The following is a 25959-nucleotide window of genomic DNA, read 5'->3' as shown; positions in this document are numbered from 1 at the left end:
GGGTGTAAACGTTTCTTAGCGCCTCCCTGCTATGTCTTTGCGAGCCAATGGCAGGATGGGCAGCGTGATGAACCAGATCGAGAAGCCGGAAACGTTCGACCCCGAGGCCTTGCGCCGGCAGATCTCCGAAATCCGGACAATCGGGCGGGACGAGGTGCGCCCGGTCGAGCCGCAGAAGGAGCTCAATCCGCTGGCGCGCCGGATCGCGGCGCAGTTTCGCGCGGACACCTATTCGCCGGCCATGGTGCTCGGCTGCCTCCGCCTATTCGAGTTCGCCGCCCTCTTCATCATCGGCTACATCATCACGGGTCTCTATGTCGCGCCGAGCTTCGAACGCTGGCTCCAGTACGCCGCGATGCTCGCAGCCAGCTCCGCGCTGACGGTCATCTTCCTGCAGTTTGCCGATGGCTACCAGATCCCCACGCTGCGGTCGGTCTCCCGCGCCATGCCGCGCCTCCTCGGCGCCTGGACACTGGCGTTCGCCGCGATCACCATCGTGATGTTCTTCGCCAAGACCGGCGAGAGCTTCTCGCGCCTGTCCTTCGGCATCTGGTTTCTCGCGGGCGCGGCCTTCCTTCTGATCGAACGCGCCTTCATCGCCTTTTCCATCCGGCGCTGGGCGCGCAACGGCATGATGGAGCGCCGCGTCGTCATCGTCGGCGGCGGTCAGCCCGCCAAGGATCTCATCCGCGTCCTCGAGCAGCAGACCGACAATGATATCCGCATCTGTGGCATCTTCGACGATCGCGACGCGCGTCGTTCGCCCAACATCATCGCCGGCTATCCCAAGCTCGGCACGTTTTCCGAACTCGTCGACTTTGCCCGACTGGCCCGCATCGACATGCTGATCATCGCGCTGCCGCTGTCGGCCGAGCGGCGTATTCTCGATCTTCTGCGCAAACTGTGGATCCTGCCGGTGGATATCCGGCTGGCGGCGCATGCCGCCAATCTGCGCTTCCGCCCGCGCAGCTATTCCCATGTCGGCCAGGTGCCGATGCTCGACATCTTCGACAAGCCGATCGCTGACTGGGATTCGGTCGCCAAGCGCATCTTCGACGTGGTTTTCAGCGTCGTCGCGCTCGTGCTGCTCTGGCCTGTCTTCATCGGCGCTGCGCTCGCCGTCAAGCTGACCTCGCCGGGCCCGATCATCTTCAAGCAGATGCGCCACGGCTTCAACAACGAGCAGATCGAGGTCTACAAATTCCGCTCGATGTACACGAACATGAGCGACCCCAGCGCCCGCAATGCGGTGACCAAGGGCGATCCGCGCGTGACCCCCGTCGGGCGTTTCCTGCGAAAATCCTCCATCGACGAACTTCCGCAGATCTTCAACGTGTTGCGGGGGCAGCTGTCGCTCGTCGGTCCGCGCCCCCATGCCGTGGCTGCGCAGACGGCGGATCGCAACTACAGTGATGTCGTCGAGGGCTATTTCGCCCGGCACCGCGTCAAGCCGGGCGTTACCGGCTGGGCGCAGATCAACGGCTGGCGCGGCGAGATCGACAATGACGAGAAGATCCGCTTCCGCACGGCGTTCGACCTCCACTACATCGAGAACTGGTCGCTCTGGTTCGACCTGAAAATCCTGTTCCTCACGCCCATCCGCCTTCTCAACACGGAAAACGCCTATTGAGCACGATCGTCGCGCCTGCCGGCCTGCCCGGCGTGTTCCGGCCGCAACGGGCTGCGTTCGGGCTTCTCGGCTCGGCGGCGGTGGCGTTCGGCGTGTTCCTCCAGGGCTTCGTCATGGTGGAACCCTCCCCGCACGAGCTCTTCGTCGCGGCGCTCATCGCCATCTGGGCGTTCTGCGGCCTGCGCCTTTCGCGCTTCACCGCCCCCTTGTTCACGCTCCTCGTGCTCTTCATGATCGGCGGCATCCTGTCGCTCACCATGATGGACGATCTCGACGTCGCGCCGATGTACATGGCGGTGTCCGGCTTTCTCGCGATCACCGCGATCTTCTACGCCGCGATCATCGAGGCACGCCACGAACGGCTGAAGCTGATGTTCCAGGCCTGGGTCTGGGCCGGCGTCTGCACCTCCACCCTCGGCATTCTCGGGTATTTCGGGCTGATCCCCGGCGCGGAGGCCTTTACCCGCTACGATCGGGCCATGGGCGCCTTCCAGGATCCGAACGTCTTCGGCCCCTTTCTGGTCGCCCCCTCGCTCTTCCTCATTCACGGCGTGCTCAAAGGACGCCTGATCGACCTGCCGCTGCGCGCGCTCGGCATCCTCATCATGGCCTTCGGCCTGTTTCTGTCCTTTTCGCGGGCGGCCTGGGCGCTCTACCTGTTCTCGGCCTGCATGCTGGTCTTCATCATGCTGCTCAAGGAGCGCACCGGCGCGTTTCGTCTGAAGATCTTCGTGATTGCGCTGTCCGGCATGATCTTCATGGTGACATCGCTGGTGGTGGCGCTGCAGATCCCGCAGGTGGCCGATCTCTTCTCCAGCCGCACGCAGCTCGTCCAGGATTATGACGGCGGACATCTCGGCCGCTTCGAACGCCACCGCTTCGGCTTTCTCCTGTCCATGGAACGTCCGCTCGGCATCGGCCCGATGATGTTTTCCAAGATCTTTCCGGAAGACGAGCACAATGTCTGGCTCAAGACCCTGACCTCCTACGGCTGGCTCGGCTTTGTCTCCTACGTGACGCTGATCGTCTGGACGCTGTCGATCGGCTTCCGCTTCATGCTGCTGGATCGGCCCTGGCAGCCCTATCTGATGATCGGCTGGATCGTGCTCCTGGGGCATGCCGGTATCGGAAATGTGATCGATACGGACCATTGGCGCCATTTCTATCTCCTCCTCGGCATCATCTGGGGTTGCGGCGCGCTCGAATACCGCTACAGCAGACGGTCGCAGGCACCCGGCCTGCACACGACGACGTCAGAAGGCGCAGCGGCCTGACACGCCACCGCGATCGAAGATCATGACCAGCCCGACCTCAAGCGAACCGAATGCGACCGATGCGCCTTTGCGCGACGGCGAGACCGCGCGACCGGAAACCGATGCCGATCGCGCCTCCCTGTCGATCCTGCAGGTGCTGGAGCCATCCGGCGGCGGATCCGGCCGACACTTCCTCGATCTCTGCCACGGCCTGTCGCGGCGCGGACATCGGGTGGAGGCCGTCGTCTCGCCGCTCCGTGCCGAGGAAAGCTTCGTGCGCGAGCTGAAGTCGCTCGGGCTGCCGGCCATCCACAAGGTGGCGATGACCCGCTCGCCCGGCCGCGCCGATATCGCCTCGTGGAAGAAGCTGAACCGCATCATCGCCCGCGGCGGCTTCGACATCGTCCACGGCCACAGCTCCAAGGCCGGCGGGCTGGCCCGCCTGCGCCTGCCCGGCCGGCACGTGCCGCGCATCTATACGCCCCACGCCTTCCGCACGATGGACCCGACGCTCGGCTCCACCGGCCGCAAGCTGTTCGGGTCGGTCGAGAGCTTTCTCGGCCGGTTCCTCACCGATCACCTGATCTGCGTCTCGCAGGACGAGTACCAGCATGCCGTATCGCTCGGCATTCCCGAAAAGCGCATGTCGGTCATCGTCAATGGCGTCTCCCAGCCGGTGAAGGACATGGCACTGACGGTGCGGGCCAGCTTCGGCATCACGCCGGAGACCTTCGTGTTCGGCTTCGTCGGCCGGCTGTCGCACCAGAAAGCGCCCGAGCGTCTGATCGAGGCCTTTCGTCACGCGGCGACGACGCTGCCGGAGGCCCATCTCATCATGGTGGGATCGGGTGAGCAGGAAGCGCCGGTGCGGGCCGCGATCGCCGCAAGCGGCCTGCAGAATCGCATCCACCTGACATCCGCCTTCACCGGCCCGCAGGCCGTACCGGCCTTCGACTGCCTCGTGATGCCGAGCCGCTACGAAGCGATGTCCTACGTCATGCTGGAGGCGGCTGCCGCCGGCCGGCCGATCGTCACCACCGCGGTCGGCGGCGCGACGACGGCTGTGGAAGACGGCGTGACCGGCTTCATTGTGCCGAATGACGGCGACGCCACCCGGCTTGCGAGCGCCATGGTGACGCTTGCCGAGCCATCGACCTTTCACGCCTTCCGGGCCGCTGCCGAGCATCACCGCGCCCGCTTCGCGCTCGACGTGATGATCGACGAGACCGAGGCCGTCTACAAGATGGTCCGCGCGCGGCGCTGACAACGCATTCCCGACCATCCGGGAACCCGACAAAAAAAAGCGCCCGCGGGAGATCCCGGCGGGCGCTTTTTTCGTGTGCGGCGAACCGCGATCCTCGGACCCTGAAGCGCGTTGCGTGAAAAAGGATTCACCCAACGCGCTTTAAGTCTTGTTTTGATTCACGTCGTTCCCGAAACCGCTGCACACGTTCGGGCGACATGCCTTCATCAGTACGGCGAGTTGCACTGACGGCGCGGGCCGCCATAGGGCTGGTACGTGTTGTCATAGGCGCGATAGGACCGGTAGCGGGCCTGGCACCAGGCGACATGCGAATTGCCGCCATAGACCCGGCGGTAGCCCGGCGCCACGTAGCGCGGCTGGCTCAGCGCACCACCGATGATCGCGCCGGCGGCAAGGCCGCCCAGGGCGAGGCCGACGCCGCGATCGCCACGGTAGTAGCGATCCCGGTAACGGCGGTCGTAGCGATAGGCCCGATGACCGCGCCAGTCGCCGCGATGGCCGCGCCAATCACTGCGATGGCCGCGCCAGTCCCCGCGATCCCAACCCCCGCGCCCATGGCGACGGATGATGTAGCGGTCGCGCACCTGCTGGACGTCCGTGCTGGTCTCTACCGGTCCGGCTTTCGGCAGCGGCATGGCACTGACCGGACCGATGCCGGAAAAGGCCGTTACGAGCGAAACGAATGCGATGATAAGCTTTTTCATGGTGTTTCCTTTCGTAGGACAGAACCTAGGACGCCAACCGCCCGCGACAATATCCCCGCCTCACCTGCGGCATCACGTTCCCGCGACCAGCGCGCAACCGGCGCCCGATCGCCGCTCGGCCCCTGCCCCCCTTGCCCCTGCCCCTGCCCCGCTGCGGCCTTCCACCATTTTCTTGATCCCGCGCCATTTTCCCCTTGCACCTGCAAGCCTGAGAATATAGGCCTTCCCTCGGAACGGAATGTAGCGCAGCCCGGTAGCGCACTTGACTGGGGGTCAAGGGGTCGTCGGTTCGAATCCGGCCATTCCGACCATCTTTTTAAAGACTTAGCCCCCAGCTGAGCACCGAGCTACAAAAATTGTAGCCGCATTGTAGCCAGATCATCCTGAGCCACTTTTCCACACGCGGAACATTCGCCCTGCTATTTATCTTCTCGGTGTAGCGCGCTTTTGATGTGCGTGGTGCCGGGAGGGTGTCGTAGAATGCGGCTTCGCTCGGCGCCTTCCCGGTTTACTGTTCCTCGGTATGGGAGGAACACTTCGTAGGTTACGGAGTTAAATCAACACCGAGCGCCACTTCCTCCCCCTGCCCCATGGCCTCGGATCGAACTTTATAGAGCCAGTGGCGTCCTCCAGCGCCACTGGCTCTTTCCATTTCTGCCCGCCTGTCAGGCGAGCGGCCGGCAGCAGCTAACGCCGCGCCATGAGCAGTGCGCTTCATGGCAAGGGGCCTGGCGTAAGATTGACGCAAACACGTTTGACAAATTTGTAAATTAATACAATACCTTAGAGAACAATTCTTTTCGCGCCCTCGTTGCCCAGTCAACCTTGCTGACGATGCTCACCTCAGTAACCAAGGAGAGCCATATGTTTAACGAGCACGACGACGACATCGCGGTCTTGGTTTCGTTGAACCAGGCCGCTGTGTGGACAAGCATGTCTCGCACGATGCTAAACGCGTATCGAACCTCTAGCCGCTTCCCGGCTGCCGTCGACTTCGGTAATCGACGGCTCGCCTTTGTGAAGAGCGAAGTGCTCGACTGTATCCAGAAGAAGATCGCTAATCGGAAGCAGGCCTAATCGGTACCCCTCAACGACGACGTTTACACCCTCGGCGAAGCGGCCGAGCACCTGCGGCTTACAACGCGCGGCGTCGCGAAGAATTATATCAATTAAGAATAGATGACTTCACTGCCTCTGCGGTAATGCTCGGTAGATGGATGTTATCCATGTCATCGTCTTTGAAACGTCTAAACGCACCGACTAAGAGCATAATAGTGATAGCACTTATTGAGACCGTCGGCGCCACAAACATTGCGATAGCCACTGACGGAGGAACAAGCACGAACGGCCCCCAAAAGTAGTTATGTACTGCGTGTAACAGAACAAAGCCCATAAATGCCATGGTGATCATCGAAATAATGAACGCTGCGTACCTGACCCTGATCCGCTGCTTAACTTCTGCAATTAGAAGCGCTCGATGAGCATATTCGTGGCTTAGCTGCCCAGCTGCGCTGTTAAGCTCAAGATCGGCTATGCGCTGCTCCAGCTCGATAACTTTGGCGCGCTCATAGCTTGGGTCTGACGGCCCCGGGAGCGGGAGCTCAGGTGGTGACATTAGCCGCCGCCCGGAATGCTCTCTCACGTTTTTGTTCGTAGTGCGGCCTAATCAAGTCGTCAGGAATAGGTGCGAAATAACCCCACCGCTTAGTGGCTTGATCCCAAGGGCCATTTGGCTCATGAGTTAGGTCAGAAAGCTGTCGTGCGGACATAGAGCCGTAGATGTTGTAGATCTGCTCCAATAGCGCTGCATTGGAATCAGAAACCGCCGAACCCACGGCTGTTACCTCGCCAGTAGCATTGATCCCTTGCTTCCTGAACGAATTGTACACGTCAGGGATAACCGGACCATATTTCCAGGCTTCCACCTTGTTTGCGATCAATGGAGCTTTTGTTATTTCGAGATGCCAACCGTGCGAAATATACACAAGCTTAAGCAGTTGCATGATGGTCAATGTCTTACCATCCTGCTTTGCACGGCGTACGAACCAGTTGGCGATTTGCCGAGCGTCGTACATATTGCCTCCTATGTTCGAGAGTGAGAATCTATCCGCTATATAGGTGTGCATAGCACGAAAGAACAGCTTGTGTCTCGACCGTGGGCGTAGCCTGATTTGCGCACCGCTTTGAAGACAATTGAGAACTTACCTCACTCCACCAAACCCGCTACCCGCTCCGCATTTGCCGCACCAATCGCCGCCAGCGCCTCCGTCTCCTCCACAGACTGCATACGCGAACCCACCGCCGACAGCTCGCAGCGCCCGCCAATCGGGTACGTCTGGATCGTATCGGCGTAGACCTGTGTGCCAAGACCCCAGCCGCCGACAGCTTAGCGGGTTGATCTGAGCTCCCCCAGAGCTCACGGGTGCCGCCCGGTTTTGACCTGCGGCCCGAACGCCATCCCCCATATGATGAAAAGCCGCCCGATCCTGCGATCGAGCGGCGAACGGACGCTGTGCCGCGGTCCCGGATGTCCGGTCTGCGGTGTCGGGAGAGAGCCGAACAGACGCGGCTCTCTCGGCTTGCAGGGCTGTCGATCAGGCCGCTGCGATCGCCTTCTCGATGTCGTGGATCGAGTGACCGGTGAGATCCTTGTCGAGCTCTCCGACGATGACGTCCGACAGGGCCTTGTGATAGCCCTTGCGAAGCTCGCCCAGGGTGCGCGGTGCCGCGATGATCACCAGCTTCTTGATCTTGCCATCCAGAACCTGCTTGTTCAGCGCGCTGATCACGCCGGCGGTAAAGCCGTCTTCGTCCTGCTGTCCGTCGCCCGGATTGGCAGAGCTGCTGGAATGGCGGCCACCCGACGGGATTTTCGAATCATCGATGTCCGGTTCGGGCAAGGCCTTGAGCTGGATGCTGGAGGCCTGACCTTCATTCTTGAAGAGGGACAGCTTCTTGCCGTCGGCGACCGCGACGACTGCATTCTGGGGAAGATCCATGGAAAACTCCGTTGGTATCGCGCTTGTGACGACGGGGTGTCGTGCGCATGCTCGATAAAAGCCCTTTAAGCGGCTTTTCGTTCCGTCTTGTCGTCGTCAGGCGGTCATCGCGCCAGCGTGCCGATCATCAGCCTGTTGCCGTCCCGGTTGCCACACCGACAGACGAGCTTTTCCTGAAAATGAAGAAGGCTCATCTCGGCGCCGACCCTTCGGCGAACGATCGCCATGTCGAGCCACCCGACATGATCGCAGGTCGGGCAGGTGCCGCCGATGATCTCATATTGCGCCAGATCTCCGATCGGACGCCACAGGTCGTAGCTCCCCTCGCGCATCCGGGCCGGCGCGAACGGCGCGGCCATGTCGGTGCGCAGGTCGATTCCGCGCTTGTGCTTCATGACCTCACGCCTCCGGACGGGCCGGCAGGCGCTCCAGGCGCGGCTTCCATCCCCGCCCGATCCCCGTCGAGAGCAAGCGGGATGCGATCTGAAGCTGATCGCGCGTGAAGTCCAGCTCCATGACGAGCGTCTTGACCGCCTCCACCGCGTCTCCCGCGTGCTCGGTGATGATATGTTCGGCAAGGACGTCGATCGACATCTCCAGGGGTTCGTTGGCATGGTGCTGGACATGGGTCATGGGCCGACTCTCAGGTGGGAATGTTTTCGGAACTGGCGGACTATGTTCCTATTTTGTTCACGGTCGGGGGCATGTGTCAAGGAAAGGTTTCGTTCTTCACAGGGGGAGCGGGTTCGCCCTTGCGCGGACACGGTTTCCGTCCTTAGCCGGACGTTGGCGGGACACCTATTGCGGCCTCTCCGCTGGGCGTCGAGGCGCTGCAATCCTTGCGAGCGATCGCGCGCTTGTTAAGGACCGCTCTCTTTAAAGTCGCGAAATCATTGCATTTCTGCGGAACATTTCCTTTGGCAAAAGCTTACCCATCGAGACCTGCACACGGGTCTTGAACGGAGGAACCCAATGAAAAAGATCATTCTCGCTGCGGCGATCGTTGCTGCATCCGCCTTTGGCGCCAGCGCCCAGACGACGCCCGCGCCGTCCGCCGATGGCAACACGCCGGCAGTCGCGACGCCCGACACCGCCAACCCGACGGCACCTGTCGAAGGCGCAAATTCGTTCACCGAAGCGCAGGCCAAGGAACGGATCGAAGCTGCCGGTTACACAGGCCTCGACGGCCTGATGCTGGACGACAAGGGCATCTGGCAGGCGAAAGCCATGAAGGATGGGAAATCCGTTGCGGTTTCCATGGATTACCAGGGCAACGTCGTCGCCAAATAACAAGCGTCCGTGCGCTGAAAGGAAATCATTATGAAGACTGTAACAGGACTGTTCGACGATTATAGCGATGCAAGCGCTGCCGTGAGCGCCTTGGAGGCCCGTGGCATCCGATCCGACGATATCAGCATCGTGTCCAACAATGCGGATGGCCGTTACAAGGATGGCGACCATGACAGCAAGGCTGCCGAGGGCGCCGGAACGGGCGCCGGCATTGGCGCCGTTGTCGGCGGCGCAGGCGGTCTGCTCACGGGTCTTGGCATGATGGCCATTCCGGGCGTCGGTCCCGTCGTCGCGGCCGGCTGGCTCGCCGCAACAGCCCTCGGTGCCGTTGCCGGCGCTGCCGCTGGTGGCGCCACAGGTGGCCTCATCGGTGCGCTGACGTCGTCGGGTGTCGATGAAGACCATGCGCATGTCTACGCCGAGGGCGTCCGCCGCGGCGGCACGCTGGTCACCGCGAAGGTTGACGATGCCCTGCAGATGGACGCGGAAGCGATTCTGAAGAAGTCGAACTGGGTCGATCCGGTCGAGCGTCGCAATGCCTATGCAGAGCAGGGCTGGACGAAGTTCGACGACACGGCTGCCCCCTATGGCGCCGCAGAGGTCGAGCAGGAACGCGCGCGTTATCCGCGCCGCACGCTGTAATCGGGCGAGATCGCCAAGGAAGGGGCCGGAGTCATCCGGCCCTTTTTCTCGTTCCCCGATCGTCCGGACACCGCCCCCAAGCGCGGCTGCGGTGATCGCATTCGTCCCTGGCGGACGTCGCTGCCTCGCGCACGCGACAGGAAAAACGTACCCGCCTCTGGCCGGATCGTCGGTTCACCCTAGGTTCATCGCTTACCGAATAATAGTAAGACTTACTTAGCAAGGAAGACACCATGACCAGATTGACCCAGGTTCTCGGCGCCGCCGCTGTTGCGGCCGTCCTCGGCCTCACAAGCTTCTCGACCGCGTCTGCAGCGCCTGTCGTACCGGCGCCCGTGCAGATGACGACCGATGCGCAGGCGGTCCAGTATCGCCATCGCGACGATCGTCCGCGCTGGATCAAGCGCCACGACCGTCGTCACGAGCGCCGGATAGAACGTCGCGAGGAGCGTCGTGGCTACTGGCGCGGGCACCGCGGGTATCGCGAGGCGCGTCGTGGCTACCGCCGCCACAGCGACGGATACTACTACGCACCGGAAGTCTTCCGCCTCGTCATTCGCTAACACCGACATCGGCCGCCGCTCTCCCGGGAGCGGCGGTCTTTCTTTTTGTCAAGGACTCCAGCCCGAGGCCGTTGGCGGCCGTCGAGCGCGTGTCGTCCCAATGCAGATCGCACGAACGTGTGCAGCGGTTTCGGGAAGCGATACGCATCGCAACAAGACGTAACGCGCACAGGCCCGCGCGGCATGCCATTTCCAACAGACAGACAAGTTTACCTCAACCGCCGCCCTGCCCTCGTCCTACCCTGTCGCACGGCATTCCGCACGAGCGGTGACCCGACATGTCCGGCTGACTGCAAAATGCTCGTTGCCGGAGGTGAACAGCGCCAATGATCCTGTTGGTTCAAGGATGGCCTGAAGGCGGACCGTAGGCCAGGACTGCTACCCCCTCTCTCCCGTTGCCTGCACCGGCGAACCGAGCACGGATGTTCCGGCAGCAGAGACCATCCAACACGGGCATCGAGACGCAGGGCTGAAGCGGTCCCCACCGACGCACAGGTTCGGTGACACGAATGGAGGCGCGCTGCATGGAGACGTTACGCGCGACATCGAACTGCAATCCGCGTTCGGCGTCGAGGCGTTGTCTGAAATATAAAGACAGGGAGAGGGTGTGACGGCGGGAGCATGGCGCTCGGGCTCAGGGTTCGAGCAGGGCCGTTACCGGGTCGGGACATGCTATCGCAGACATGCCGGACCATTAGTAAGTCGCCTGTTGCAGCATGGCCGCAAGGCAACCTTCGAAGTCCGTGTCCATGCCGATCGGGATCGACAGGAGATCGTTGCCGCTCCGTCCAGTCGGGGCCTCGAAGGCTCCGGCTGGACAGGCGTTTTCCAGGACCAGCCGGAGCCTGGAAGTCATCAGCTGGATATGTATTACGGCGTGGGGCAAGCCATGCCGGATGCCGTCGTGGTCGCACCCGGTGCGCAGGGCTGGTCGCCCGTCATCGGTGCCGTTGCGGTCGGTGCCGCTGCGCTGCCGGCGCCGGACGTCGTCGCGCCCATGGAGCCGGATGCACCAGAGCTGTCGCTCGAGGCCGGCTGGTCGCCCGTCATCGGTGCGGTGCCGCCCGTGGCGCCGGTCGTCGTGCCCATGGCAGAGCCGGAGGTGCCGGCCGCGCCCGTTGCCATGCCGCCCGTCGACGAGGTGCCGGCTGCGGTCGTGTTCGGCTGGTCACCGGTCATCGGTGCTGCACCGTTGGCTGCGCCAGAAGCGCTTGTGCCGGTCTGTGCAAGGGCGGTGCCGGTCAGGCTCAGCGCGACAAGCGCTGCGGTCAAATAGGTCTTTACCATTGTTCTCATCTCCTCGTCTCGCCTGGCATTCTGCCGGCGTTGAGACCTGAAGAACCCTTAAAAAGGCAAGCTGTTCCCTCCGTCACCGGCATTAGGCCCGCCGCGCGGACAAGCGTCCGGTATCGGACGAAACAAGAACATCGGGAACGATCTGGCGTATGGCGCGCGGCTAAAATGCGGCCCGCCGCGCCTGTCGTCGACTGACGGCCACGCCGGGGACCGGCAGAGCGGGTCGGTCCCCAAAGCCTGTGATCAACGGACCTGGTCGAGCAGCCGCTTGCACTCCAGAAGGTCGTAGAGGGCCTCCTGCAGCAACGCCCGGTCTTCCTTGTTGACGGAGGTCTTGCCGACGGACACCTCGGGCATGTCGTCGGCGCCATTGTTGAAGGAGAAGAAACGGCGGCTGGTCGGCATTTTGGCGCGGCCGACGATTTGGTCCTCATCGGCCATGCCGATCTTCGGTTGCTGCTGGACCGGCGGCTCGTCGTTGCTGGCGGCAGCCAGAGCCTCGACGGTCGCAAGGTCGCCGCTGGCGATCGCCGCGACGAATTTGTTGCCGTTCATCTTCAGGAGCTTCTGGACGCCCTTGATCGTATAGCCGTGATCGTAGAGCAGGTGGCGGATGCCCTTCAGCAGGTCCACGTCCTCGGGCCGGTAGTAGCGTCGCCCGCCGCCGCGCTTCATCGGCTTGATCTGGACGAACCGCGTCTCCCAGAAGCGCAGCACGTGCTGCGGCAGGTCGAGATCGTCGGCGACTTCGCTGATCGTGCGAAACGCATCCGGGCTCTTGTCCATGTCGTCCTCAATCAGCCATAGGGGTCATGATCCCGAGAGGCCATGACCGGGGTGCCGCAACGTCCCGATTCGGGACAACCCTGCGCTCTGCGCTGCATGATCGCACAATCGGGCCGTCTTTCAACGGCTTACGCGAAGGTTTTCAACCGGAAAAAGCAAGGCGCCCGAACGGGCGCCGTCGACATGCGCCCGCAGGGCGTGGCTGTCAGGGTGCAGGCGCGGCCGGCTTCTGCTTGGCCTTGCGGGCCAGATGGGCCTTCAGCACGCGCTGCTTCAGCACGTTGGAGGCCTTGAAGGTCATCACGCGACGCGGCGAGATCGGCACTTCCTCACCCGTCTTGGGATTGCGGCCGATGCGCTCGTTCTTGTCGCGCACCTGGAAGGTGGCAAAGGAGGAGAGCTTGACGCTCTCCCCGCGCACGATGGCGTTGCAGATCTCGTCGATGACCGTTTCGACCAGTTCGGCGGATTCGGTACGCGACAGGCCGACCTTGCGAAAAACAGCCTCGGCGAGGTCTGCTCTCGTTACCGTTTTACCGCTCATGATCCCCCACAGATCTTCTGGAATCTCGATTTCCGTGGGAGACTATTGCCGTTGACCACGTGGGTCAAGCGCTTCATTCCCTTTCGCTTTTCATCGAGCGACGGGCGGGCCCGCCGGTTACCAGCGCAGCAGCACGGAGCCCCAGGTGAAGCCGCCGCCCATGGCCTCCAGCAGCACGAGATCGCCCGGCTTGATGCGTCCGTCGGCTGCCGCCTCGTTCAAGGCGAGCGGGATGGAGGCGGCCGACGTGTTGCCGTGGAGATCGACCGTGATGACGACCTTTTCCGGGGGGATGCCGAGCTTCTTGGCCGAGCCGTCGATGATCCGGCGATTGGCCTGGTGGGGCACCAGCCAGTCGATATCCTCGGCCGTCGTGCCCGTGGCCTCGAAGGCCTGCTCGATCACGTCGGTGATCATGCCGACCGCATGCTTGAAGACTTCGCGGCCCTCCATGCGCAGATGGCCGACCGTGCCCGTCGTCGACGGCCCGCCGTCGACGTAGAGCTTTTCGCGATGGGTGCCGTCGGAGCGCAAATGCGAGGTGAGGATGCCGCGATCCGCCGTCGTGCCGTTGCCCTCGCCCGCCTCCAGGATCACGGCGCCGGCGCCGTCGCCGAAGAGCACGCAGGTGGTGCGGTCGCTCCAGTCGATGATGCGGGAAAAGGTCTCCGCGCCGATGACGAGAACGCGCCGCGCAAGCCCGCCGCGGATATAGGCGTCCGCCGTCGCCATGGCATAGACGAAGCCCGAGCAGACGGCCTGCATGTCGAAGGCCGCACCATGCTGCATGCCGAGACGTGCCTGGATGTTGACGGCGCTGGCCGGAAAGGTGTTGTCGGGCGTCGATGTCGCGAGAATGATGACGTCGATATCGGCCGGCGTCAGGCCCGCGCGGTCGAGGGCGGCGCGTGCGGCGGCTTCGCCGAGCGACGCCGTCGTCTCGCCCTCGCCGGCGATGTAGCGCTGCCGGATGCCGGTTCGCTGCACGATCCACTCATCGGTGGTGTCGACCCTCGCCTCCAGGTCACGGTTGGTCACCACTTGTTTCGGGAGCGCTGCCCCGAAACCGCGAACCACAGAACGGATCATGTCTTTGTCAAACCTCGCCACCGGCACCCGTCGGCGCCCCTTCGGGGGCCCGGGTCGCGCGGTATTTGTCCAAGTCGGTCTCGATCTTGGCTTTCAATCCATTGCGGACCATGTCGTAGCCGACATCGATCGCCGCTGCAAAACCCTCGGAATCCGCACCGCCATGGCTCTTGATCACCACGCCGTTGAGGCCGAGAAAGACGCCGCCATTGACCTTGCGCGGATCCATCTTCTCGCGCAGCCGGTCAAAGGCGCCTTTCGCCAGTATATAGCCAATCTTGGCCAAAAGCGTACGGGACATGGCCGCACGCAGATATTCCGCGATCTGGCGAGCCGTGCCTTCGGCGGCCTTCAGCGCGATATTGCCGGAAAAACCCTCGGTGACCACGACGTCGACGGTCCCGCGGCCGATATCGTCGCCCTCCACGAAACCGAAATAGTCGATGCCGTCGAGATTGGCTTCGCGGATCAGCCGCCCGGCCTCCTTGACGTCTTCCTGGCCCTTCATCTCTTCCACGCCGACATTGAGGAGACCGATCGTCGGGCGATCCATCTCAAACAGCGCGCGCGCCATGGCGCCGCCCATCAGGGCAAAGTCCATGAGCTGCTGCGCATCGGCGCCGATCGTCGCGCCAACGTCCAGCACGATGCTCTCGCCTTTCAGCGTCGGCCAGATCGCCGCGATCGCCGGACGCTGGATGCCGGCCATGGTGCGCAGGCAGAAGACCGACATGGCCATCAGCGCGCCGGTGTTGCCGGCGGACACGATGACGTCGGCCTCGTTGCGGTTGATCGCATCGATCGCCTGCCACATGGACGCCTTGCCACGGCCGCGGCGCAGCGCCTGGCTCGGCTTCTCGTCCATGGCAATCGCAAGCTCGCAGGCGTGGAACGTGCTTGCAGCCTTGACCTTCGGGTACTTCTCGAGGATCGGCAGGCAGTCGGCCTCCAGACCGTAGAGCACGAATCGGATGTCCGGATGCCGCTCGAGCGCCTTGGCAGCGCCGGGGATGATGACCTGCGGACCATGATCGCCGCCCATCAGATCGAGGGATATTCTGACCACGTGTTTCCTATCCTGCTGTCCGTTTCGTGCCCGCCTGCCCCGTCCGCGACGCGAAGCGCCGGCGCTCCTGCATGGCAATCCGGACTGGTCCTTAACCGTTCACGCGGCCGAATGCGAGCCGATCCCGCAATTCCTCCGGCCGCTTTCCGTCAAAACGGCCGTTTTTCCAAGATTCATACCTGAACCGGCCCTGAACAAGAACCGATAGGATCGGCCGTTCAGTCCTTTTTCCAGTCTTTCAGAGCGGCAAACGGATTGGGGCGCTTGTCGTTCTTCTCCGTGCTTTCGATGTGGTCGGGAAAGGCCGCACCGGGCTTCTTCGGATAGGGGTCGATCGCCATCGCCGCGTGCTCCGCGACGGTCTGGCCGATATCGATCGTATCGCCGACGAAGACGTCGGGGGCATCCGGACCGTCGGGGTCGATCACCGTCTCCGCCGTCTCGGCGGTCAGCGCGCGCGCCAGCCGCGATCCGTCGGGCACGAAGGTCGCCTCCACGGGCTCGTCGATATGGCTTTCCACCGGCTCGAGCGTCACCACGCATTCCTGCACCAGATCGGCGGTGACCCGGCCCTTGACGCGCACGCCGTCCTTTTTCCAGCGCGCGATCTGCAGCTCGGCCGTCAGGCTGCGGACCTCTGTCACGCGCCATTGCCGGGCCAGCGCCTCGAGCGCCGCCGCGTCCGCGGCGAGCCGCAGCGTCGTCAGACTGGCCGAGAGCGCGCCGACCTTGACCAGATGCGAATAGGCAGGGGCGTCATCGGGCTTTTCGGGCGGCTGAGCGGGGGACTTCAAGGGGCGCTCCTTTGCGTCGTGTCTGTGTGTGGGATCGGGTTGGCAGCCGGAGACACCGTTGATGCGGACATCCCGGGAACCGCCCCATGGCCGGCGTCCGGGCCGGGCGCCGGGATGGCGAGCGTGCCGGTTTCGACCATGGCCTCGTCGGTCGCGCTCAGTCTCCGTTCGACCGCGATCATGTAGTCGGCCAACGCCGTCATCGCAGGCGCCTCCGCCGGCGCCTTCGGGTGAAAATTGCGGCGGAGCGCGGCTTCGAGCGCGGGGCCGTCGCCCTGGTCGAGCGCTGCGGAATAGCTTTCGAGACGGCCGTAGAACATCGACGCCAGCTTCTTCATGCGCTTGGGCACGCTGACGTCGCCGACACCGAGTTCGCGGATGGAGTGATCGACATCCTCGAAGAAGGCGTCCACGATTTCCTGGGCGATCTCCTGCCCGGGCCGCGCCGAGGCCCGCGTCCGGCGGAAGTAGAGAATCAGCATGGCCGAGACCATTTCGAACCGGCCCATGACCGTATCGGGCACATCCATGCTCTCGTAGAGCATCGGCTGCCGGGCGGCGGCCGTCAGAAGGTCATACTGACGGGCGACGATCGCGGCGTTCCCGTTTTTTTTGCCGAACAGCCCGAAAAACATCATTAAGCCCAACTTTCCCCGCTTCAAACACGCTGAAACACCGGGGGCACGCGCATCGTCTTGTTGCATGATCGCGGAAGCTGGTTTACCGAAGCAGGCACGAAAAGCAATGGCGCATCTGCCGGCGTATCTTCAAGGGAGATGTCGTTGACGAGACGTTTTTTCAAGTCCGACATGCATATTGTGAACCGGACGGGTCTCGCCGTCATCCTGTGCGCGGGCCTTCTGGCCGGCTGCCAGAGCTCGGGCGATCTGTTCACCGTGTCGCAGACCTATAACCAGGGTTATGTGGTGGACCAGGAGACGCTCGCCCTCGTGCCGGTCGGCTCCAGCCGCGAGCAGGTCCTGCTCTCGCTCGGCACGCCTTCCACCACGGCAACCTTCGACAACGAGGTGTTCTACTACATCTCGCAGAAGCGCCGCCGCCCGGTCGCCTTCATGAAGCCGAAGCTGATCGACCAGAGCATCCTCGCCGTCTATTTCGACAAGGACGGCACCGTGTCCCAGCTGGCGCACTACACGCAGCAGGATGGCAAGGTGTTCGACATGATCTCGCGCACCACGCCGACCGGCGGCAAGGAGCTCACCTTCCTCAGCCAGCTGCTGACCGGCAACGGCATCGGCAAGAGCATGGCCCGGTCCGTCCTCTCCTCCGACGTCGGCAACCGCTGATCCTTCCGCGCCGGGCGCAAGCCCGCGACGCCGCGACTTCGCAAGACAGAAAAACCCGCAGCGCCGGCCGGCCCTGCGGGTTTTCATTTGAGGCGACGCCCTTTAGGCGAGAACCGCCAGCAGCAGCAGGGCGACGATGTTGGTGATCTTGATCGCCGGGTTGACGGCCGGGCCCGCCGTGTCCTTGTAGGGATCACCCACCGTGTCGCCGGTGACGGACGCCTTGTGCGCTTCCGAGCCCTTGAGGTGACGCTGCCCGTCCTTGTCGACGAAACCGTCCTCGAAGCTCTTCTTCGCATTGTCCCAGGCGCCGCCGCCCGAGGTCATGGAGATCGCGACGAAGAGGCCGTTGACGATGACGCCGAGGAGCGACGCGCCGAGCGCCGCAAAGGCCGAGGCCTTGGAACCGGAAAGCGCGAGGACGCCGAAGTAGACGACGATCGGCGCGAGCACCGGCAGCAGCGACGGAACGATCATCTCGCGGATCGCCGCCTTGGTCAGCATGTCCACCGCCCGGCCGTAATCGGGGCGGTCCGTACCGGCCATGATGCCGGGCTTTTCGCGAAACTGCCGGCGCACCTCCTCCACGACGGAGCCCGCCGCACGGCCGACGGCCGTCATGGCGATGCCCCCGAACAGGTAGGGAATGAGGCCACCGAAGATCAGCCCGGCGACGACATAGGGATTGGAGAGATCAAAGGAGATCGTTCCGACGTCGGCATAATAGGGATACTTGTCGCCATTGGCGGCAAAATACTTCAGGTCGTTGGCGTAGGCGGCAAAGAGAACCAGCGCGCCGAGACCGGCCGAGCCGATCGCATAGCCCTTGGTGACGGCCTTGGTGGTGTTGCCGACCGCGTCGAGCGCGTCCGTCGACTTGCGCACCTCCGGCGGCAGATGCGCCATTTCCGCGATCCCGCCGGCATTGTCAGTGACCGGACCGAAGGCGTCGAGCGCCACGATCATCCCGGCGATGCCGAGCATGGCGGTGACGGCGATGCCGGTGCCGAACAGGCCGGCAAGCTGGTAGGTCGTGATGATGCCGCCAACGATGACGATGGCGGGCAAGGCGGTCGATTCCAGCGACACCGCAAGGCCCTGGATGACGTTGGTGCCGTGGCCGCTGACGGAGGCCTGGGCGATCGAGTTGACCGGCCGCTTGTTGGTGCCGGTATAATATTCGGTGATGACGACGATCAGCGCCGTGACGACGAGGCCGAGAATGCCGCAGGCAAAGAGGCTCGCACCGGTGATGTCCTTGCCGTCGACCGTGCCGATGACGCCCCAGCCGACGGTGGCTGTCGTCGCGAGGGCAAGGCCGACGATCGACAGGAGACCGGTGACGATCAGCCCGCGATAGAGCGCGCCCATGATCGAGCCGTTGGAGCCGAGCTTGACGAAGAAGGCCCCGATGATCGAGGTGATGATGCAGGTGCCGCAGATCGCGAGCGGGTAGACCATGGTCGAGGCGAGCGTCGCGCTCCCAGCAAAGAAGATCGCCGCCAGCACCATCGTCGCGACGATCGAGACAGCATAGGTCTCGAACAGGTCGGCCGCCATGCCGGCGCAGTCGCCGACATTGTCGCCCACATTGTCGGCGATGGTCGCGGGGTTGCGCGGATCGTCCTCGGGAATACCGGCCTCGACCTTGCCGACGAGATCGCCGCCGACATCCGCGCCCTTGGTGAAGATGCCGCCGCCGAGGCGGGCGAAGATCGAGATCAGCGACGCGCCGAAGCCAAGCGACACCAGCGCATCGATGACCTCGCGGTCACCCGGCGCATGGCCGAGGCCCGCGGTCAGGATGAGGTAATAGAGGGACACGCCGAGCAGCGCGAGGCCCGCCACCAGCATGCCGGTGATGGCACCGGACTTGAAGGCGATATCGAGACCTGCCGACAGGCTGACGGAGGCCGCCTGCGCCGTTCGCACGTTCGCCCGGACGGAAACATGCATGCCGATGAAGCCTGCCGCGCCCGAGAGGACGGCACCGATCAGGAAGCCGATGGCGGCCGTGCCCGAGAGGAGCAGCCAGGCCGCGACGAAGACGATGGCGCCGACGATGGCGATGGTGAGATATTGCCGTGCGAGATAGGCCTGCGCCCCTTCGCGGATATAGCCTGCAATTTCCTGCATGCGGGCATTGCCCTGATCGGCAGCCAGCACGGACCGCGTCGCCCAGATGGCATAGGCCACCGAAACCAGCCCGCATAGAATTACGCCCAGTAGAACAATCATGTCGGATGTTTCCTCCCTTGGAAGGCCGGCAGGCAACGCCTCGCCAAAGCCCCGTCTTCGTCCCGCCGCGCCTCCTCACGCATAACGGGAACGACGCCAGATTGCGGCGGCAGCATGGCAAGGTCAAGCGGACTTCGTGTCGAGAATCCCGCAACTTGGAAAAGGGCATCCCGCGGCGATGGCCATGCTCCTGCGCCCTTTCGGCACGCGCTTCGTCCTTGACCCGCCGACCGGAAGCCGCCTCCCGCACAGGGTGCCGGAGATGGGAAGCGCGCATCGACGTGCGCCGCGGCGGACGATCGCGCTCGCCGGCAAGGTCGCCGCACGAACAGCAAAAAGGGCGGACGCCCGAAGACATCCGCCCCAAAACCGATCAACGTGACATCGTGAAAAAACCTACTTCCGCACGTCCGTGCGGAACTGGCGGGCAATGCGGTCGAGAACGGCGTTGACGAGCTTCGGTTCGTCTTCCTCGAAGAAGGCCCGCGCGATCTCGACATATTCGGTGACGATGACCGCGACGGGGACGTCCTTGCGTTCGGTCAGTTCGAACGTGCCGGCGCGCAGGATGGCGCGGACGGTCGAATCAAGGCGCGACAGCGCCCAGTCGTCCTGCAGGGCCGTGCCGATCAACGGGTCGAGCTTGCGCTGGTCGCGCACGACGCCCGAAACGATGGAGCGGAACCAGGAGGCGTCCGCCTTCAGATAGGTGTCACCGTCGATCTCCTGCCCGAGGCGGTGCGTCTCGTATTCGGCGACGATCTCCAGCACGCCGGTGCCGCCGATATCCATCTGGTAAAGGGCCTGCACGGCGGCAAGGCGCGCTGCGCCGCGCTGGTTCGCCTGCTTCAGCGGGGGCGTCTGTTCGGTCGGCGTGTTCACTGTTCGCCCCCCAGCTTGGCTTTCAGGGCGATCATCGTCAGGGCGGCGCGCGCGGCGAAGCCACCCTTGTCGCCCTGCGACTTGCGCGCACGGGCCCAGCCCTGCTCGTCGTTCTCGACGGTCAGGATGCCGTTGCCGATGGCGAGGCTCTCGCTGACGGTCAGATCCATGATGGCGCGGCAGGACTCGTTGGCCACGATGTCGAAATGGTAGGTTTCGCCGCGAATGACCATGCCGAGCGCGACGAAGCCGTCATATTCGGTGGCGCCGTTGTCGATGCCGTCGAGCGCCATGGCGATCGCGCCGGGGATTTCGAGCGCGCCGGGCACGGTCACGACGTCGTAGGTAGCGCCGGCGTCCGTCAGCGCGGAGGTCGCACCGTCGAGCAGCGCATCGGCCATGTCGTCATAGAAGCGGGCTTCGACGATGAGGATATGGGGCTTGCCGCTTTCGGCCATCGGTTCACCTGTCTAAGAAATGGGGGCAATGGAAATGTGGATGTCGCCGGTCGCTTGGTCGGCAGAGGCACGGGTCAAACCACGGCGGGGCCGCAATGGCAAGCCTTTTCCCTATCGCGTGACGCAGGGCAGCTTTGCGATCGGCGCGATTCGCCTTTAAGACAGATATCATGCACGCCATACCGACCCTCGAAACAAACCGCCTGCTTCTTCGCCCCTACCGGCGCGACGACTTTACGGCCTATGCCAACCTCTTTGCCGATGCGCAGGTCGTGCGCTTCATCGGCGGCGTGCCGTTCTCGCGGGAACAGGCCTGGACGCGCTTTCTGCGCCAGGTGGGCATGTGGCATTATTTCGGCTTCGGCTTCTTCGCCCTGCAGGACAAGGAGAGCGGCGCCTTCATCGGCGAGGCCGGGTTCCACGATCTGCATCGCGTGATCCAGCCCTCGCTCGAAGGCACGATGGAGACCGGATGGGCCCTGTCCCCCGCGGCCCACGGCCGCGGCTACGCCACCGAGGCCGTATCGGCGGCGCTGCAATGGGGCGAGCGGACCTACCCCAAGGCCCGGCGCACCTGCATCATCTATCTTGCCAACACTGCATCGCTGCGCGTGGCCTCCAAACTCGGCTTCCGCGAGATGGCGCGCACGGTCTATCACGGCGCACCGGTCGTTCTCTGCGAACGCCTCTTCACCGCCCGGTCACAGGACCCCGAGGCCGCGCGACCCCACGACCGGGAGACGTCGAGAAGCTGACGCGACGTCAGACGTTCCCGGCCGGGAAATCCGCGAGCCGGGCCGCATAGCGGGCCATCGTGTCCACCTCGAAATTGACGCGGTCGCCGGCCTTGCGTTCGCCCCAGGTGGTGACCTCCAGCGAATGGCGGATCAGGAGAACGTCGAACACCGTGCCGTCGACGGCATTGACGGTCAGCGACGTGCCGTCGAGCGCGACGGAGCCCTTCGGGGCAACGAAGCGCGCCAGGTGTTCGGGCGCGTCCAGGCGAAACCGCGTCGCTTCGCCTTCCGCCTCCACCGACAGGATTTCGGCCGTGCCGTCGACATGGCCCGAGACGATGTGACCGCCGAGCTCGTCGCCGATCTTCAGGGCCCGTTCGAGGTTGATGCGCGCACCGGCAGACCAGCCGGCAATGGTCGTCAGGCGCAGCGCCTCCTCCCAGGCCTCCACCTCGAACCAGCGCTCGTTTGCGCCCTGCTCGGGCAGCGCGGTCACGGTCAGGCAGACGCCGGAATGCGAAATGGAGGCGCCGATGTCGATGGTGGCAGGATCGTAGGCTGTCGCCACGCGCAGGCGGATGCCCGCGTCGAGCGGCGTCACGCGCTCGACCTTGCCGATGTCAGTCACGATGCCGGTAAACATCAGGCAGTCCTTTCGTAGATATCCAGATGGTCGGGTCCGAAGGCCTCGCCAGACATATGCAGGAATTGCGCAGGCACAAGCCCGGGACGAACGGGAGAGGCCACGCCCTGCGGCCCGATGGTGGGCGTTCCCGTAAACAGGAGCAGGCGATCGACCAGCCCGGCCGCAAGGAACGAGGCCGCGGTGCGCGCGCCACCTTCGACCAGCAGCGAGGACAGGCCGCGGCTTGCCAGCGCCGGCAGAAGGAGGTCGAGCCTGCGCGGATCCCCTTCGAGCACCTCGACGCCCTGCGCCGACAGGGCATCGATCCGCAGCTGCCGCGCATGCGTCTCGGCGTTGTCTTCCTCCGACGCCAGCGGACGGGCCACCGCGATGACCGGAACCTGCCGTGCGGAGCGCGCCAGCTTGCTGTCCGGGGGCAGTCGCAGATCGGCGTCCAGCACGATGCGGACCGGCGAACGCTCTTCGAGCCCCGGCAGGCGGACGGTCAGGTCCGGATCGTCGGCGAGCGCCGTGCCGATCCCGACGAGGATGGCATCGGTGCGGGCGCGCAGGTGCTGCACATAGGTTCGGGCTTCCGGCCCGGTGATCGCCACCTGCCCCTGCCCCGCGCCACGGGCACGATCGCCGATCATGCCGTCGCGCGACAGCGCAAGTTTCAGCGTGACGTGCGGACGACCGAGGCGCATGCGCATCAGGTAGGCTTCCAGCGCGCGCGTACCCTGGGATGCCAGCACCCCGGTTTCCACGACGATGCCGGCCTCCTGCAGCATGGCGATACCACGCCCGGAAACACGCGGATCGGGATCGACGACGGAGATGACGACGCGCGAAACGCCGGAGCGGATCAGCGCCTCGGCGCAGGGCGGCGTGTGGCCATGATGCGAACAGGGTTCGAGCGTGACATAGGCCGTCGCCCCGCGCGCCGCCTCCCCGGCCTGCGCCAGAGCCTGCGTTTCCGCATGCGGCCGTCCGCCGGGCGCGGTGACGGCCGCGGCGATGATCCGCGGTCCGTGCGCCTCCTCCTGCACGATCAGGCAGCCGACGGAAGGATTGCTGCCGGTGAACCCAAGATGGCCGGCCCCGACCGCAATGGCGTCCGCCATCAGCTGTTCGTCCACCGGCACGCCGGCGGAGACGGCGATGCCGTCTGCAGCCATGCCGTCTGCAGCTTGGCCGTCCGCTGTCGCGGCGGCATCCTCGGCGTTTCGATCATGGGAAGGCGTCATGTCGGCAGTTCCGGTCAGGCGCCGGGGTCGCGGGCGATCTTTGCAGAGAGTTCCGCCATGACCTTTTCGAAATCCTCGGCATGGGAGAAATCGCGATAGACGGAGGCATAGCGCACGAAGGCGACATCATCGAGACCCTTGAGCGCCTCCAGCACCTGCAGTCCGATTTCCTCGGACGCGATCTCGCTCTCTCCCGAGCTTTCGAGCCGCCGGACGATACCGGACACGGCCCGTTCGATCCGCTCGCGCTCCACCGGCCGCTTGCGCAGCGCGATGTCGAACGATCGCATCAGCTTTTCCCGGTCGAAAGGTGCCTTCCGACCGGTCTTTTTCAACACCATGAGCTCGCGCAGCTGCACACGCTCGAACGTCGTGAAGCGCCCCCCGCAATCCGGGCAGATCCGGCGGCGGCGGATCGCCGCCCCGTCTTCGGCCGGTCGGGAATCCTTGACCTGGCTGTCTTCCGATCCGCAAAAGGGGCAGCGCATTCCGATATGGCCTTACAGGTAGGCGTACATGGGGAAGCGGTCCGTCAGGGCCACGACCTTCTCGCGCACGCCGGCTTCCACCGCCGCATTGCCCTCGTCGGAATTGGCGGCCTTGAGGCCGTCCAGCGTGTCGACGATCAGGTTGCCGATCTCGCGGAATTCGGTTTCCTTGAAGCCGCGCGTCGTGCCGGCCGGCGTGCCGAGGCGAATGCCGGAGGTGACGAAGGGCTTTTCCGGATCGAAGGGAATGCCGTTCTTGTTGCAGGTGATGTAGGCGCGGCCGAGGGCCGCTTCCGCCCGCTTGCCGGTTGCGTTCTTCTTGCGCAGGTCGACCAGCATCAGGTGGTTGTCGGTGCCGCCGGAGACAATGTCGAGGCCGCCATCGACCAGGGTCTGCGAGAGCGCCTTGGCGTTCTTGACGATCTGGGCCGCATACGCCTTGAATTCGGGCTTGAGCGCCTCTCCAAAGGCGACGGCCTTGGCGGCGATGACGTGCATCAGCGGGCCGCCCTGCAGGCCGGGGAAGACGGCCGAATTGAACTTCTTCGCCAGATTCTCGTCATTGGTCAGGATCATGCCGCCGCGCGGGCCGCGCAACGACTTGTGTGTCGTCGTGGTGGCAACATGGCAATGCGGGAACGGCGACGGGTGCTGGCCACCGGCAACGAGGCCGGCGATGTGCGCCATGTCGACCATCAGCCAGGCGCCGACCTCGTCGGCGATCTCGCGGAAGCGCTTCCAGTCCCAGATGCGGGAATAGGCGGTGCCGCCGGCGATGATGAGCTTCGGCTTGTGCGTGCGCGCGCTTTCGGCAACCGCCTCCATGTCCAGCATGTGATCTTCTTCGCGCACGCCGTAGGAGACCACGTTGAACCATTTGCCGGACATGTTGACCGGCGAGCCGTGCGTCAAATGTCCCCCGGAGTTCAGGTCGAGGCCCATGAAGGTATCACCCGGCTGCAGCAGCGCCAGGAACACCGCCTGGTTCATCTGCGAACCGGAATTCGGCTGCACATTGGCGAAGTTGACGCCGAAGAGCTGCTTGGCGCGGTCGATGGCCAGTTCCTCGGCGATATCGACGAACTGGCAGCCGCCATAGTAGCGCTTGCCCGGATAACCCTCGGCATATTTGTTCGTCATGATCGAGCCCTGGGCTTCGAGCACGGCGCGCGACACGATGTTCTCGGATGCAATCAGCTCGATCTCGTGGCGCTGACGGCCCAGCTCCTTCTCGATCGCACCGAAAATATCCGGATCGCTATCGGCGAGGGACCGGTTGAAGAAGACGTCGTTGGCGGCTGCATCGCTCATGATCAGGCTCCTATAGGGCGGTGGCACGGTGTTTATCTCCCTCGCATGCCAAGGGCAACCCGCGCCCCGCGTTTTGCGCCATTTGCCGCGGCGTCTGCGCTGTGGACGGGATGGGTGGGGTGGGAGGCGCCTGGCAAGGGCGTTCATGTCGATGACGCTGCGGCCAGCACAAACGTGAAGTCGATCGAACGCACCGGTTCTTTCAGTCGGCCGTCTGCGATCGCCACAATGGTTTCCAGGACGGACCGCATCTCGCGCGTCACGTGATGGCTCCAGAACCGGGCGATGTTCCAGCCACGGTCTGCCATGATCGCGTTTCTGACCTGGTCGTGATCGCTGCCTGCATGCTGATGACCATCGACCTCCACGACCAGACGGGCTTCGCGACACGCAAAATCGGCAAAGTAGCGATCGATGGGCAGCTGCCGTACGAATTTCAGATTGTTCAGTCGCCGCCCGCGCAGCTCGCCCCAGAGCAAGCGCTCCGCCTCGCTGTCCCCTTGTCTGAGCTGACGCGCTCGCGCCGTCGTCCGCAGGTTCGGCCCTCTCATGCCCCCTCCGCACTTGCGGGCGACCCCGCCCCTAACGCTGTCCCCGCCCGCGGGGAGAAAGCAGCGAGCGTGCCTTGCTCTCGCGGAAAAAGCAAACGGCGCACCAACGTCTCTTCTCCTCGCCCGCGGGGAGAAGATGCCGGCAGGCAGATGAGGGGCTACGCCGCCCAACAAACGGCCGTGCCCTCGGTCAGC

General features: G+C 64.2%; 29 protein-coding genes, 1 tRNA gene and 1 pseudogene. 10 read left to right on the top strand and 21 right to left on the bottom strand.

Annotated features, from left to right (window positions below; genetic code table 11):
• Positions 1 to 67 precede the first annotated feature (67 nt).
• The 3 genes from ASG03_RS10710 to ASG03_RS10700 are packed head-to-tail and all read left to right on the top strand — an operon-like array spanning position 68 to position 4147.
• Complete coding sequence (locus tag ASG03_RS10710; protein WP_062693624.1) at positions 68 to 1630, top strand: undecaprenyl-phosphate glucose phosphotransferase; 1563 nt, start codon at positions 68 to 70, stop codon at positions 1628 to 1630.
• On the top strand, positions 1627 to 2904 hold the full coding sequence (locus ASG03_RS10705) for an O-antigen ligase family protein (protein WP_062693557.1): 1278 nt from the start codon (positions 1627 to 1629) through the stop codon (positions 2902 to 2904). The genes ASG03_RS10710 and ASG03_RS10705 overlap by 4 nt, the downstream gene beginning before the upstream one ends.
• Before the next feature lie 22 nt (positions 2905 to 2926).
• Entirely contained in the window at positions 2927 to 4147 is a 1221-nt protein-coding gene (locus ASG03_RS10700; RefSeq protein ID WP_082475684.1) for a glycosyltransferase, read from the top strand.
• 206 nt (positions 4148 to 4353) lie between these two features.
• On the opposite strand, the gene ASG03_RS10695 is transcribed toward ASG03_RS10700, so the two are convergent.
• Complete coding sequence (locus ASG03_RS10695; protein WP_062693556.1) at positions 4354 to 4851, bottom strand: BA14K family protein; 498 nt, start codon at positions 4849 to 4851, stop codon at positions 4354 to 4356.
• 234 nt (positions 4852 to 5085) lie between these two features.
• On the opposite strand from ASG03_RS10695, the gene ASG03_RS10690 reads away from it, so the two are divergent.
• Positions 5086 to 5162: transfer RNA gene (locus ASG03_RS10690), tRNA-Pro, on the top strand.
• A 553-nt stretch (positions 5163 to 5715) separates the two neighbouring features.
• A complete protein-coding gene (locus tag ASG03_RS10685) occupies positions 5716 to 5928 on the top strand; it encodes a helix-turn-helix transcriptional regulator (RefSeq protein ID WP_062693555.1) in 213 nt (70 codons plus the stop codon).
• Between the two features lie 524 nt (positions 5929 to 6452).
• On the opposite strand, the gene ASG03_RS10675 is transcribed toward ASG03_RS10685, so the two are convergent.
• The 4 genes from ASG03_RS10675 to ASG03_RS10660 all read right to left on the bottom strand — a co-directional run bounded on the left by ASG03_RS10675 (position 6453) and on the right by ASG03_RS10660 (position 8483).
• Positions 6453 to 6926 carry a Panacea domain-containing protein gene (locus ASG03_RS10675; RefSeq protein WP_062693553.1) on the bottom strand — a complete coding sequence of 158 codons (474 nt, stop codon included), beginning with the start codon at positions 6924 to 6926 and terminating at the stop codon, positions 6453 to 6455.
• 519 nt (positions 6927 to 7445) lie between these two features.
• Positions 7446 to 7850 carry a host attachment family protein gene (locus ASG03_RS10670; protein WP_062468611.1) on the bottom strand — a complete coding sequence of 135 codons (405 nt, stop codon included), beginning with the start codon at positions 7848 to 7850 and terminating at the stop codon, positions 7446 to 7448.
• Positions 7851 to 7954: 104 nt separating this feature from the next.
• Complete coding sequence (locus ASG03_RS10665; protein ID WP_062468613.1) at positions 7955 to 8245, bottom strand: hypothetical protein; 291 nt, start codon at positions 8243 to 8245, stop codon at positions 7955 to 7957.
• A 4-nt stretch (positions 8246 to 8249) separates the two neighbouring features.
• A complete protein-coding gene (locus ASG03_RS10660) occupies positions 8250 to 8483 on the bottom strand; it encodes a hypothetical protein (protein ID WP_062693552.1) in 234 nt (77 codons plus the stop codon).
• A 339-nt stretch (positions 8484 to 8822) separates the two neighbouring features.
• On the opposite strand from ASG03_RS10660, the gene ASG03_RS10655 reads away from it, so the two are divergent.
• The 3 genes from ASG03_RS10655 (at position 8823) to ASG03_RS10645 (ending at position 10345) form a co-directional block, all read left to right on the top strand.
• On the top strand, positions 8823 to 9140 hold the full coding sequence (locus ASG03_RS10655) for a hypothetical protein (protein WP_062468617.1): 318 nt from the start codon (positions 8823 to 8825) through the stop codon (positions 9138 to 9140).
• A gap of 30 nt (positions 9141 to 9170) precedes the next feature.
• A complete protein-coding gene (locus tag ASG03_RS10650; protein ID WP_062693551.1) occupies positions 9171 to 9782 on the top strand; it encodes a hypothetical protein in 612 nt (203 codons plus the stop codon).
• Positions 9783 to 10015: 233 nt separating this feature from the next.
• Complete coding sequence (locus ASG03_RS10645) at positions 10016 to 10345, top strand: hypothetical protein (protein WP_062468620.1); 330 nt, start codon at positions 10016 to 10018, stop codon at positions 10343 to 10345.
• A gap of 694 nt (positions 10346 to 11039) precedes the next feature.
• Here ASG03_RS10645 and ASG03_RS21450 read toward each other — a convergent pair.
• From ASG03_RS21450 to ASG03_RS10610, 8 genes and pseudogenes are all read right to left on the bottom strand, one after another.
• Entirely contained in the window at positions 11040 to 11201 is a 162-nt protein-coding gene (locus ASG03_RS21450) for a hypothetical protein (protein WP_156381802.1), read from the bottom strand.
• A gap of 14 nt (positions 11202 to 11215) precedes the next feature.
• The gene (locus ASG03_RS21445; protein ID WP_156381801.1) at positions 11216 to 11632 is read right to left on the bottom strand and encodes a hypothetical protein; all 417 of its coding nucleotides are present in this window, start codon (positions 11630 to 11632) and stop codon (positions 11216 to 11218) included.
• Between the two features lie 252 nt (positions 11633 to 11884).
• Positions 11885 to 12427, bottom strand: coding sequence for a MerR family transcriptional regulator (locus ASG03_RS10635; protein WP_062468626.1), 543 nt, complete (start codon positions 12425 to 12427; stop codon positions 11885 to 11887).
• 205 nt (positions 12428 to 12632) lie between these two features.
• Positions 12633 to 12971, bottom strand: a complete 339-nt coding sequence (locus ASG03_RS10630; RefSeq protein ID WP_062468629.1) for an integration host factor subunit alpha — start codon at positions 12969 to 12971, stop codon at positions 12633 to 12635.
• 117 nt (positions 12972 to 13088) lie between these two features.
• Positions 13089 to 14060: a beta-ketoacyl-ACP synthase III gene (locus ASG03_RS10625; RefSeq protein WP_062468633.1), complete on the bottom strand. Its 972-nt coding sequence runs from the start codon at positions 14058 to 14060 to the stop codon at positions 13089 to 13091.
• A 7-nt stretch (positions 14061 to 14067) separates the two neighbouring features.
• Positions 14068 to 15126, bottom strand: a complete 1059-nt coding sequence (gene plsX, locus ASG03_RS10620; protein ID WP_082475682.1) for a phosphate acyltransferase PlsX — start codon at positions 15124 to 15126, stop codon at positions 14068 to 14070.
• Between the two features lie 218 nt (positions 15127 to 15344).
• Positions 15345 to 15920 carry a YceD family protein gene (locus ASG03_RS10615; protein ID WP_062693548.1) on the bottom strand — a complete coding sequence of 192 codons (576 nt, stop codon included), beginning with the start codon at positions 15918 to 15920 and terminating at the stop codon, positions 15345 to 15347.
• A gap of 101 nt (positions 15921 to 16021) precedes the next feature.
• A pseudogene (locus ASG03_RS10610) lies at positions 16022 to 16555 on the bottom strand (ubiquinol-cytochrome C chaperone family protein); the annotation flags it as partial.
• A 141-nt stretch (positions 16556 to 16696) separates the two neighbouring features.
• Between ASG03_RS10610 and ASG03_RS10605 the strand changes: the two are divergent.
• On the top strand, positions 16697 to 17227 hold the full coding sequence (locus tag ASG03_RS10605) for an outer membrane protein assembly factor BamE (RefSeq protein ID WP_062468647.1): 531 nt from the start codon (positions 16697 to 16699) through the stop codon (positions 17225 to 17227).
• 102 nt (positions 17228 to 17329) lie between these two features.
• Here ASG03_RS10605 and ASG03_RS10600 read toward each other — a convergent pair whose 3' ends face one another.
• The 3 genes from ASG03_RS10600 to ribH all read right to left on the bottom strand — a co-directional run bounded on the left by ASG03_RS10600 (position 17330) and on the right by ribH (position 20805).
• Complete coding sequence (locus tag ASG03_RS10600; RefSeq protein WP_062468649.1) at positions 17330 to 19465, bottom strand: sodium-translocating pyrophosphatase; 2136 nt, start codon at positions 19463 to 19465, stop codon at positions 17330 to 17332.
• Between the two features lie 396 nt (positions 19466 to 19861).
• Positions 19862 to 20347, bottom strand: coding sequence for a transcription antitermination factor NusB (nusB, locus tag ASG03_RS10595; protein ID WP_062468653.1), 486 nt, complete (start codon positions 20345 to 20347; stop codon positions 19862 to 19864).
• A complete protein-coding gene (ribH, locus tag ASG03_RS10590; protein ID WP_062471906.1) occupies positions 20344 to 20805 on the bottom strand; it encodes a 6,7-dimethyl-8-ribityllumazine synthase in 462 nt (153 codons plus the stop codon). The genes nusB and ribH overlap by 4 nt, the downstream gene beginning before the upstream one ends.
• 170 nt (positions 20806 to 20975) lie before the next feature.
• On the opposite strand from ribH, the gene ASG03_RS10585 reads away from it, so the two are divergent.
• Positions 20976 to 21560 carry a GNAT family N-acetyltransferase gene (locus ASG03_RS10585; RefSeq protein WP_062693547.1) on the top strand — a complete coding sequence of 195 codons (585 nt, stop codon included), beginning with the start codon at positions 20976 to 20978 and terminating at the stop codon, positions 21558 to 21560.
• Positions 21561 to 21567: 7 nt separating this feature from the next.
• Here ASG03_RS10585 and ASG03_RS10580 read toward each other — a convergent pair whose 3' ends face one another.
• From ASG03_RS10580 to ASG03_RS10560, 5 genes are all read right to left on the bottom strand, one after another.
• Positions 21568 to 22185: a riboflavin synthase gene (locus ASG03_RS10580; protein WP_062693546.1), complete on the bottom strand. Its 618-nt coding sequence runs from the start codon at positions 22183 to 22185 to the stop codon at positions 21568 to 21570.
• Positions 22185 to 23345 (bottom strand): bifunctional diaminohydroxyphosphoribosylaminopyrimidine deaminase/5-amino-6-(5-phosphoribosylamino)uracil reductase RibD, encoded by a 1161-nt coding sequence (gene ribD / locus ASG03_RS10575; protein WP_062471909.1) that lies wholly within the window; start codon positions 23343 to 23345, stop codon positions 22185 to 22187. The genes ASG03_RS10580 and ribD overlap by 1 nt, the downstream gene beginning before the upstream one ends.
• A gap of 83 nt (positions 23346 to 23428) precedes the next feature.
• Positions 23429 to 23902, bottom strand: a complete 474-nt coding sequence (gene nrdR / locus ASG03_RS10570; protein WP_062468663.1) for a transcriptional regulator NrdR — start codon at positions 23900 to 23902, stop codon at positions 23429 to 23431.
• Between the two features lie 12 nt (positions 23903 to 23914).
• Positions 23915 to 25213: a serine hydroxymethyltransferase gene (gene glyA / locus ASG03_RS10565; RefSeq protein WP_062693545.1), complete on the bottom strand. Its 1299-nt coding sequence runs from the start codon at positions 25211 to 25213 to the stop codon at positions 23915 to 23917.
• A 143-nt stretch (positions 25214 to 25356) separates the two neighbouring features.
• The gene (locus ASG03_RS10560) at positions 25357 to 25764 is read right to left on the bottom strand and encodes an endonuclease domain-containing protein (RefSeq protein ID WP_062468669.1); all 408 of its coding nucleotides are present in this window, start codon (positions 25762 to 25764) and stop codon (positions 25357 to 25359) included.
• Between the last annotated feature and the right edge of the window lie 195 nt (positions 25765 to 25959).

Source organism: Rhizobium sp. Leaf341 (assembly GCF_001424325.1).
GTDB lineage: Bacteria > Pseudomonadota > Alphaproteobacteria > Rhizobiales > Rhizobiaceae > Ferranicluibacter.
The sequence above is the reverse complement of the archived record's forward strand: the minus strand, read 5'-3'. Positions and strand labels throughout refer to the sequence as shown.

What these genes read in the sequence shown, in the direction of transcription:
- ASG03_RS10635 (WP_062468626.1), bottom strand. Translation starts at nt 12,427, where the DNA reads ATGGACAAGAGCCCGGATGCGTTTCGCACGATCAGCGAAGTCGCCGAC.
- ASG03_RS10605 (WP_062468647.1), top strand. Translation starts at nt 16,697, where the DNA reads ATGTCGTTGACGAGACGTTTTTTCAAGTCCGACATGCATATTGTGAAC.
- nrdR (WP_062468663.1), bottom strand. Translation starts at nt 23,902, where the DNA reads ATGCGCTGCCCCTTTTGCGGATCGGAAGACAGCCAGGTCAAGGATTCC.
- ASG03_RS10685 (WP_062693555.1), top strand. Translation starts at nt 5,716, where the DNA reads ATGTTTAACGAGCACGACGACGACATCGCGGTCTTGGTTTCGTTGAAC.
- ASG03_RS10560 (WP_062468669.1), bottom strand. Translation starts at nt 25,764, where the DNA reads ATGAGAGGGCCGAACCTGCGGACGACGGCGCGAGCGCGTCAGCTCAGA.
- ASG03_RS10695 (WP_062693556.1), bottom strand. Translation starts at nt 4,851, where the DNA reads ATGAAAAAGCTTATCATCGCATTCGTTTCGCTCGTAACGGCCTTTTCC.
- ASG03_RS10580 (WP_062693546.1), bottom strand. Translation starts at nt 22,185, where the DNA reads ATGTTTACCGGCATCGTGACTGACATCGGCAAGGTCGAGCGCGTGACG.
- ASG03_RS10670 (WP_062468611.1), bottom strand. Translation starts at nt 7,850, where the DNA reads ATGGATCTTCCCCAGAATGCAGTCGTCGCGGTCGCCGACGGCAAGAAG.
- ribH (WP_062471906.1), bottom strand. Translation starts at nt 20,805, where the DNA reads ATGGCCGAAAGCGGCAAGCCCCATATCCTCATCGTCGAAGCCCGCTTC.
- ASG03_RS10660 (WP_062693552.1), bottom strand. Translation starts at nt 8,483, where the DNA reads ATGACCCATGTCCAGCACCATGCCAACGAACCCCTGGAGATGTCGATC.
- ASG03_RS10665 (WP_062468613.1), bottom strand. Translation starts at nt 8,245, where the DNA reads ATGAAGCACAAGCGCGGAATCGACCTGCGCACCGACATGGCCGCGCCG.
- ASG03_RS21445 (WP_156381801.1), bottom strand. Translation starts at nt 11,632, where the DNA reads ATGGTAAAGACCTATTTGACCGCAGCGCTTGTCGCGCTGAGCCTGACC.
- ASG03_RS10600 (WP_062468649.1), bottom strand. Translation starts at nt 19,465, where the DNA reads ATGATTGTTCTACTGGGCGTAATTCTATGCGGGCTGGTTTCGGTGGCC.
- ASG03_RS10655 (WP_062468617.1), top strand. Translation starts at nt 8,823, where the DNA reads ATGAAAAAGATCATTCTCGCTGCGGCGATCGTTGCTGCATCCGCCTTT.
- ASG03_RS10645 (WP_062468620.1), top strand. Translation starts at nt 10,016, where the DNA reads ATGACCAGATTGACCCAGGTTCTCGGCGCCGCCGCTGTTGCGGCCGTC.
- ASG03_RS10710 (WP_062693624.1), top strand. Translation starts at nt 68, where the DNA reads ATGAACCAGATCGAGAAGCCGGAAACGTTCGACCCCGAGGCCTTGCGC.
- ASG03_RS10675 (WP_062693553.1), bottom strand. Translation starts at nt 6,926, where the DNA reads ATGTACGACGCTCGGCAAATCGCCAACTGGTTCGTACGCCGTGCAAAG.
- glyA (WP_062693545.1), bottom strand. Translation starts at nt 25,213, where the DNA reads ATGAGCGATGCAGCCGCCAACGACGTCTTCTTCAACCGGTCCCTCGCC.
- ASG03_RS10585 (WP_062693547.1), top strand. Translation starts at nt 20,976, where the DNA reads ATGCACGCCATACCGACCCTCGAAACAAACCGCCTGCTTCTTCGCCCC.
- ASG03_RS10630 (WP_062468629.1), bottom strand. Translation starts at nt 12,971, where the DNA reads ATGAGCGGTAAAACGGTAACGAGAGCAGACCTCGCCGAGGCTGTTTTT.
- ribD (WP_062471909.1), bottom strand. Translation starts at nt 23,345, where the DNA reads ATGGCTGCAGACGGCATCGCCGTCTCCGCCGGCGTGCCGGTGGACGAA.
- ASG03_RS21450 (WP_156381802.1), bottom strand. Translation starts at nt 11,201, where the DNA reads ATGACTTCCAGGCTCCGGCTGGTCCTGGAAAACGCCTGTCCAGCCGGA.
- ASG03_RS10650 (WP_062693551.1), top strand. Translation starts at nt 9,171, where the DNA reads ATGAAGACTGTAACAGGACTGTTCGACGATTATAGCGATGCAAGCGCT.
- ASG03_RS10700 (WP_082475684.1), top strand. Translation starts at nt 2,927, where the DNA reads ATGACCAGCCCGACCTCAAGCGAACCGAATGCGACCGATGCGCCTTTG.
- ASG03_RS10625 (WP_062468633.1), bottom strand. Translation starts at nt 14,060, where the DNA reads ATGATCCGTTCTGTGGTTCGCGGTTTCGGGGCAGCGCTCCCGAAACAA.